This window comes from Brevibacillus sp. NRRL NRS-603, from assembly GCF_003013445.1.
Classification (GTDB): Bacteria; Bacillota; Bacilli; order Brevibacillales; family Brevibacillaceae; genus Brevibacillus; species Brevibacillus formosus.
Window position 1 is genome coordinate 1 of record NZ_PXZN01000154.1, and the last position, 6,295, is coordinate 6,295.

Annotated in this window: 7 protein-coding genes; 4 read left to right on the forward strand and 3 right to left on the reverse strand. The window is 46.9% G+C overall.

The window, feature by feature from the left end; genetic code table 11:
• Positions 1–57: 57 nt before the first annotated feature.
• Complete coding sequence (locus C7R94_RS29475; protein WP_106786023.1) at positions 58–627, reverse strand: helix-turn-helix domain-containing protein; 570 nt, start codon at positions 625–627, stop codon at positions 58–60.
• Positions 628–852: 225 nt separating this feature from the next.
• Here C7R94_RS29475 and C7R94_RS29480 point away from each other — a divergent pair, with 225 nt between their 5' ends.
• Both C7R94_RS29480 and C7R94_RS29485 read left to right on the forward strand, forming a co-directional pair.
• A complete protein-coding gene (locus tag C7R94_RS29480; RefSeq protein WP_106786024.1) occupies positions 853–2,154 on the forward strand; it encodes an MFS transporter in 1,302 nt (433 codons plus the stop codon).
• A 17-nt stretch (positions 2,155–2,171) separates the two neighbouring features.
• Entirely contained in the window at positions 2,172–3,158 is a 987-nt protein-coding gene (locus C7R94_RS29485) for an ornithine cyclodeaminase family protein (RefSeq protein ID WP_106786025.1), read from the forward strand.
• A 73-nt stretch (positions 3,159–3,231) separates the two neighbouring features.
• Here C7R94_RS29485 and C7R94_RS29490 read toward each other — a convergent pair whose 3' ends face one another.
• Both C7R94_RS29490 and C7R94_RS29495 read right to left on the reverse strand, forming a co-directional pair.
• Positions 3,232–3,585 (reverse strand): response regulator, encoded by a 354-nt coding sequence (locus tag C7R94_RS29490; RefSeq protein WP_047073221.1) that lies wholly within the window; start codon positions 3,583–3,585, stop codon positions 3,232–3,234.
• 119 nt (positions 3,586–3,704) lie between these two features.
• Positions 3,705–3,896, reverse strand: coding sequence for a hypothetical protein (locus C7R94_RS29495; protein ID WP_106786026.1), 192 nt, complete (start codon positions 3,894–3,896; stop codon positions 3,705–3,707).
• Positions 3,897–4,065: 169 nt separating this feature from the next.
• Here C7R94_RS29495 and C7R94_RS29500 point away from each other — a divergent pair, with 169 nt between their 5' ends.
• Together C7R94_RS29500 and C7R94_RS29505 are read left to right on the forward strand one after the other, a co-directional pair.
• The gene (locus tag C7R94_RS29500) at positions 4,066–5,076 is read left to right on the forward strand and encodes a BMP family ABC transporter substrate-binding protein (RefSeq protein ID WP_106786027.1); all 1,011 of its coding nucleotides are present in this window, start codon (positions 4,066–4,068) and stop codon (positions 5,074–5,076) included.
• Positions 5,077–5,081: 5 nt separating this feature from the next.
• Positions 5,082–6,295 (forward strand): HAMP domain-containing protein (locus tag C7R94_RS29505; RefSeq protein ID WP_106786028.1); only part of this gene is annotated, 1,214 nt, incomplete at its 3' end.

Consider the following 6,295-nt stretch of genomic DNA (forward strand, 5'->3'; position numbering starts at 1 on the left):
TTTACGCGTTCCTCTATTATAGTAGAAAACATGACTTCGCTAAACGCTCTCGCTCAATTAATAAGGAGCGGTCGGAATCAGATCGCTGTCATGCGAATTGACACAAAGGAATCTGGTGACCTCACCTGTACGGTTCACCCAGTTGTGCGGCACGGATGAATCCATGTGAATACTGTCACCAGGGAACAAATCATGCTCCTCTTCCCCCAGCAAAAGTGTCAGCACACCCTCTAGGACGTAAATAAACTCTTGCCCCTTATGTACAAAAGGCGTGCCTTTTTCTCCATGCGGGGAAAGCGTGACGAGAATCGGTACCAGCGTCGGATTCGCCAAATCACCGGACAGATCCTCATACACAAAAGGCGCTTGCAAAAGCCCAGATCGTTCTTTGCTCGCCCTGCGCACTAGCTCATTCCCTTCACTCGACTCGCCCGAAAAGAAATAGCCTGGGCTCACTCCCAAGGCTTCCGAAATTTTTTTCAATGATTCCAGCGTAATGGAAGACTTCCCACGCTCTACTTGAGACAAAAAGCTGATCGACAGCTGTGTTTTTTCCGCAATTTGTTTAAGTGTCTTCTTTTTGCCGACACGAAGCGATTTGATTAATACACCAATGGTAGGTTCCATTTGCATACCTCGCCGTAAAAAGGATAGGTCTATCATACTCTTTCCTGAAAAAAGCTGTAAAGTTAGCATACGTATCAATTTTTACTATTGCTCGAAATTATATCGCATTTTATAATCTTTATTATTATCAGATTTGTAATCGCTTTATTTTCAAAAATTGAAGTGTCACTTCACTCACGAATTGAAGTGACACTTCAATATCTACCGACAAAGGAGGATTACCCGATGGCATTACAAACTCAAGCAGGCATTTCCAAAAAGGTTCAAAACAAAGCGTTGGTCGCGAGCCTGATTGGCAGCTCCATTGAGTGGTTTGACTTTTTTCTGTATGGAACTATGGCATCGCTCGTATTCAACAAGCTATTTTTTCCTTCTTCTGATCCAACTGTAGGCTTACTGCTCTCTTATCTCTCATTTGGCCTTCCATTTTTCATCCGTCCATTGGGTGGCGTGATCTTCAGTCATATCGGGGACAAAATCGGTCGTAAAAAGACGCTGGTCTTGACGTTATCGCTGATGGGAGGCGCTACTGTCTTGATCGGTCTGCTGCCTGATTATAATGCCATTGGTATCTGGGCTCCGATTCTTCTCGTGCTGATGCGCTTGATTCAAGGCTTGGGGATTGGGGGTGAATGGGGAGGTGCATTGCTTCTCGCCGTAGAGTACTCTGGCAAAGGCAGACGCGGCTTTTTTGGAAGTATCCCGCAAATGGGTGTAACGATCGGTATGCTGCTCGGTACGTTAGCCATTTCTTTAATGAGTGCGCTTCCCGATGATCAATTCATGTCCTGGGGCTGGCGAATTCCGTTTCTGTTGAGTGCAGCGCTTGTCTTTTTAGGACTCTGGATTCGAAACGGCATCGATGAAACACCAGCCTTTCAAGAAGCAAAAAAGACGGGGAGCATTGCGAAGGTTCCCATCGTAGATACATTTCGCTACCACTGGAAGGCTGTTCTGATTGCCGTCGGAGCCAAAGTAGTAGAGACAGCGCCGTTCTATATTTTCTCGACGTTTATTATTGCCTACGCGACGAACTACTTGGGCTACGACCGAATAACGGTACTCAATGCCGTAACGATCGCTACATTAGTGACAACCATCGCGATTCCGTACATGGGCATGCTGTCAGATAAAGTAGGCAGAAAGCCATTGTATGTCGCGGGAACAATTGCGATGATGCTGTTTGCATTCCCTTACTTTTATATGCTGTCATTAAAATCAGCCCTCTGGCTTACCATCGCTACAGTCATCGGACTCGGGATTCTCTGGGCTCCGGTCACAGCCGTATTGGGTACGATGTTCTCCGAGATTTTCAGTACGAATGTACGCTATACAGGGGTAACGGTTGGCTATCAGCTCGGCGCTGCTTTGGCGGGCGGTACTGCTCCACTGATCGCTACTGCCTTGTTAAGCTCCTTTAACTCCTGGGTGCCAATCGCTTTGTACATCGTAATTTCCGGGGTTATTTCTCTCATTGCGGTCTCTGCTACGAAGGAAACAAAGGATTTGGATTTGGGCGAATCCTAATGGAAAGGAAGAATGTCATGCTCGTATTAAGCCGTGAAAACATTGAACAAATCTACACGATGAAAGATTGCTTGGCAGATGTGGAAAACGTCTTCCGTGAGCATATGCTGGGAAACGTCACCACCCCTGTTCGTACTGCCATCGACCATCCGAAATACGGAGCAACCAGTCTATACATGCCGTCCTATTTGGAAACGGACGATTATGTAGCGGTAAAAATCATCAGCATTTTCCCGGAGAATCACAAACACGATATCAAAGCACTCCAAAGCGTGATTGTTTTGACTGAAGCAAAAACGGGACAGCATGTGGCGATGATGGACGCTAGCCTGTTGACGATTATGCGTACAGGTGCAAGCAGTGGCGTTGCCACCAAATACTTGGCAAAAGAAAATGCGCAAAGCTGCGCTGTATTGGGCTGCGGGGCACAATCCATCGGACAGATTCAAGCCGTCATGGAGGTCCGTCCGCTGACAAACATTTATCTCTATAACCGCACACGTGAGAAAGCGGACGAAATGAAACAAACACTACTCTCCCTCTACCCGGAGTGGCAAGGCGAAATCACGGTTATGGATGATGCCAATGAAGCGGTTGCGAATGCCGAAATCGTGATTTGCAGCACCAAGGCTACCAGCCCGTTGTTTGATGGAACACGCTTGCGTCCTGGTACACATATCAATGCTATCGGTGCTTTCCTTCCTCATATGCGGGAGGTCGACTTGACTACCGTACAAAACAGCAAAGTCGTGGTCGATACACTGGAGGGAGCCCGGCATGAAGCAGGCGATCTGCTCATACCGATTGAAAGCGGAGAATGGAGCTTCGAGCAAATGCACGCTGAGCTGGGAGACATTCTGATTGGGAAAAAGCCCGGCCGAGAAAACGATGAAGAAATCACGCTGTACAAATCTGTGGGCGTTGCCTACCTGGATACAGCCGTTGCCAAAACGGTCTATGAACGGGCGAAAGCAAACGGCATTGGGACAGAAATCAGCTTATAAATCTTCTCGTATAGAAAAGCAGCCGCCCTCCCATCCGGGATTTGGCGGCTGTTTGCTGTTTGCTTTTTCCAGTTTACAAAAGTCGTGCGATTGCATCGAGAATCTGCTCTTTTTGAAAAGGCTTTACGACGAAATCACTCGCTCCTGTCCTCATCGCTTCCAGCACCTTCTGCCGGTGCCCGACTGCCGAGCAGATCAAAATTTTGGCGTCACAGTCAAAATCCAAGATGTGACGCATGGCTTCAATCCCGTGCATGTACGGCATGGTAATATCCATAGTGACAATATCTGGCTTGAGCTCCTTGTACTTTTCAATTGCCTCCAAACCATTGCTCGCTTCTCCACAAACTTCATGTTGTTCGCCTAACATATCCGTCAGCACCCTTCTCGTGAAGGCTGCGTCATCTACTATCAGCAATCGGGCCATTCAATCTTATCCCCTCGCATCTCGCTTGCTATTCTACTTCCTACTTTTGCAGAAATCGCAAGCCTTGTCCACGAGAGAAAATGACTTCTTTTGTCGAATATCGCGAATTCCGATCGGCATTAAGAAATAAATCCGATTCGCTCGCTGCTCTCATTCGAATCGCTATCGCTAGCGATTTCGGCTGTCCCGTTCGACGCCAGAGGGCTATCTGGTTTCGGATGTGGAGTGGTCTCTCCAATCTCCGGTCGATCGACCTGTGTAACCTCATCAGGAATATGAATCTGGGGGATTTCCACCATATCGTTTTCCATCGCGTGTACGCCTCCCTTCTGTTCCCTCTTGGCAGGGGGATATGTTCTCCATATGCTTAGCCTGTCCGTATCCCTTTTTTCCATGCACAACCCTCAGAGAACCGATATAATAGGCATGACGTGTATCTATTCAAATGGATTATGCTTTTTTTCTATGGAGGAATCCCGCATGCCAAAGCTGCTGCCATTTCCCGTCTTATTTACCGGCTTGGTAGTCGGGCTGCTTCTGCTCATTACCAGTCAGTTCATTACTAGCATGAAGCATCTCGATAAAGTCATGAATAAAAGCAGCCATTCTTCTGATAAAGTGCGAGTCGCCCTGTTGCTGGAGGGTCCCACTTATGATCAAGGCTGGAACAGCAGTGCGCTGGAGAGTATGACAGAACTGCAAAAAAGATTTAACTTTTCACTCGAAATCGCCAATAATATAAAACCGGAGCAGATCAAAAAGGTGGCTGAGAAATATGCAGCCAACGACTATGATCTCATACTCGGTCATGGCCTCATCTTCTCTGATCCTTTTACAGATGTGGCGCTTCGCTATCCGAAATCACATTTTGTTTCCTTTAATGGAGAGGCTCCGCATCCAAATCAGACGACGATTCGTTATGATATGAAGCCTGCCGGCAAGCTCGTCGGTATCCTAGCCGCGAAAATGACGAAATCGGATAAAGTCGGATACATCATGGTAGACAAGCCCACAGAGTTAACTCAAGTAGAAGGCTTTATCGAAGGAGTGAAAAAGGCATCCCCTAAAACCACTATCATAGTGGGAAAGGTTCCTGATTTCAATGATATTGAGGGGGCCATTCGCACGACTCGCGACATGATTTCACAAGGGGTGGATGTCATCTATACCACAGGCGACAGCTTCAATCTCGAAGTGATTACAGAAGCGCAGCGCTCAGGAGTATTTACCATCGGATATATTGCCGATCAACGCTACATCGCGCCAGAATACGTGCTGGCCTCCATGATGCAGGATGTTCGTCAGTGCTACCGCATCATCATGGAACAGTTTATTCAAGGGAATCTCCCCAATGGAAAAGTTATGTACGGACTTGCCGAAGGGGTCAACCGTCTCAGTCAATTCGGACACATGGTTCCAGCAAATGTACGTGAAGATTTAGAACGGGAACTGCAAAATCTCATTCCTTCCCGTGGCTCGTATGGAGGTTAATCAGCATGCCCCTTTTCAGCAATCTCGGATTTCAGAAAAAAATCATGCTCAGCTATCTCGTAATGATGCTTCTCATCGGTTGCGTAACGACCCTTTTCAGTTATCAGATGACCAAGGTCACCACTGATGAAGTGTATTTGACGCAAAACCTCTTACCGCAAACGAGTGCCTTATTGGAAGTCAAAAACCAGATATACACCAAGACCTATGCGTTGAACATGTATACATTGACACGCGATGAGTCTTACCTGGATCAGTACTATACTAATCTGATCGATACGGCTCGTTTTTCCTCGCTTCCCAAAACCGAGGCGAACAGCGGCTTGTTTACCATCATTGAATCGATATCAAAACTGGACTTTATTTTTTTGAACAAAATCAATCCGTTGCTGCAAGCAGGGAATGTTCCTGCCGTCAGCTTTGTCCTTACCAATGAAGTACAGCCATTGCTCGACCGATTGGAACGAGATCTGTCTTTTTCACTCAATCAGCTGGAGTATCAGACGAATAAAGAGTTTCAGAACTCGAATGAGAGCATCAAAGTTTCGTTGATCCTGACGTATTCGGTTTCCGTAGCCTCTATCCTATTTGGGCTGTTTTGTACGTTTTACTTCCGTAATGAGCTGTTGCGCCCGATCCAGTCTCTGATGCAACAAGCCCGTGAAGTATCAAAAGGAACATTCGGTCAGCAAATCGTCTATACCCATCAAGATGAATTCCTTGAGTTGGCGCAGGAGTTCAATAAAATGTCGAGCAGCATCGCCAATCTATTCGCACAAGATGAAAGACAACGGCAAATTTTGACTGAAGAAAAAAACATCCGGGAGCAAATCTTAAACTCTCTGCCTGTTGGAATTATTACCCGCTCCCATGCGACAGTCGATCTTCATGTAAACCAGTTGGCGCAGCTTTTGGTCAAGCTCGACGATCACGGCTACCCCGTATCCAAGGATTCCTTTGAAACACCTACCAATGAGCCGACTCCCTGGTTCGTCAATCGCAAAATGACCTTGTACAAAAAAGACGACACACCATTCATTGCCCTGGTCTCCTACATCCCTTTGCACAATCATCATCACGATCAGGAAACCGGGTGGATGGTCGCCTTCTTGGACATTACGGAGCAGGAGCAAATTCAAGAGTACTTGAATCAATCCGAGAAGCTGGCCATGGTCGGTCAGCTAGCAGCGGGAGCAGCTCATGAAATTCGCAATCCGCT

What these genes read in the sequence shown, in the direction of transcription:
- C7R94_RS29475 (WP_106786023.1), bottom strand. Translation starts at nt 627, where the DNA reads ATGGAACCTACCATTGGTGTATTAATCAAATCGCTTCGTGTCGGCAAA.
- C7R94_RS29480 (WP_106786024.1), top strand. Translation starts at nt 853, where the DNA reads ATGGCATTACAAACTCAAGCAGGCATTTCCAAAAAGGTTCAAAACAAA.
- C7R94_RS29485 (WP_106786025.1), top strand. Translation starts at nt 2,172, where the DNA reads ATGCTCGTATTAAGCCGTGAAAACATTGAACAAATCTACACGATGAAA.
- C7R94_RS29490 (WP_047073221.1), bottom strand. Translation starts at nt 3,585, where the DNA reads ATGGCCCGATTGCTGATAGTAGATGACGCAGCCTTCACGAGAAGGGTG.
- C7R94_RS29495 (WP_106786026.1), bottom strand. Translation starts at nt 3,896, where the DNA reads ATGGAAAACGATATGGTGGAAATCCCCCAGATTCATATTCCTGATGAG.
- C7R94_RS29500 (WP_106786027.1), top strand. Translation starts at nt 4,066, where the DNA reads ATGCCAAAGCTGCTGCCATTTCCCGTCTTATTTACCGGCTTGGTAGTC.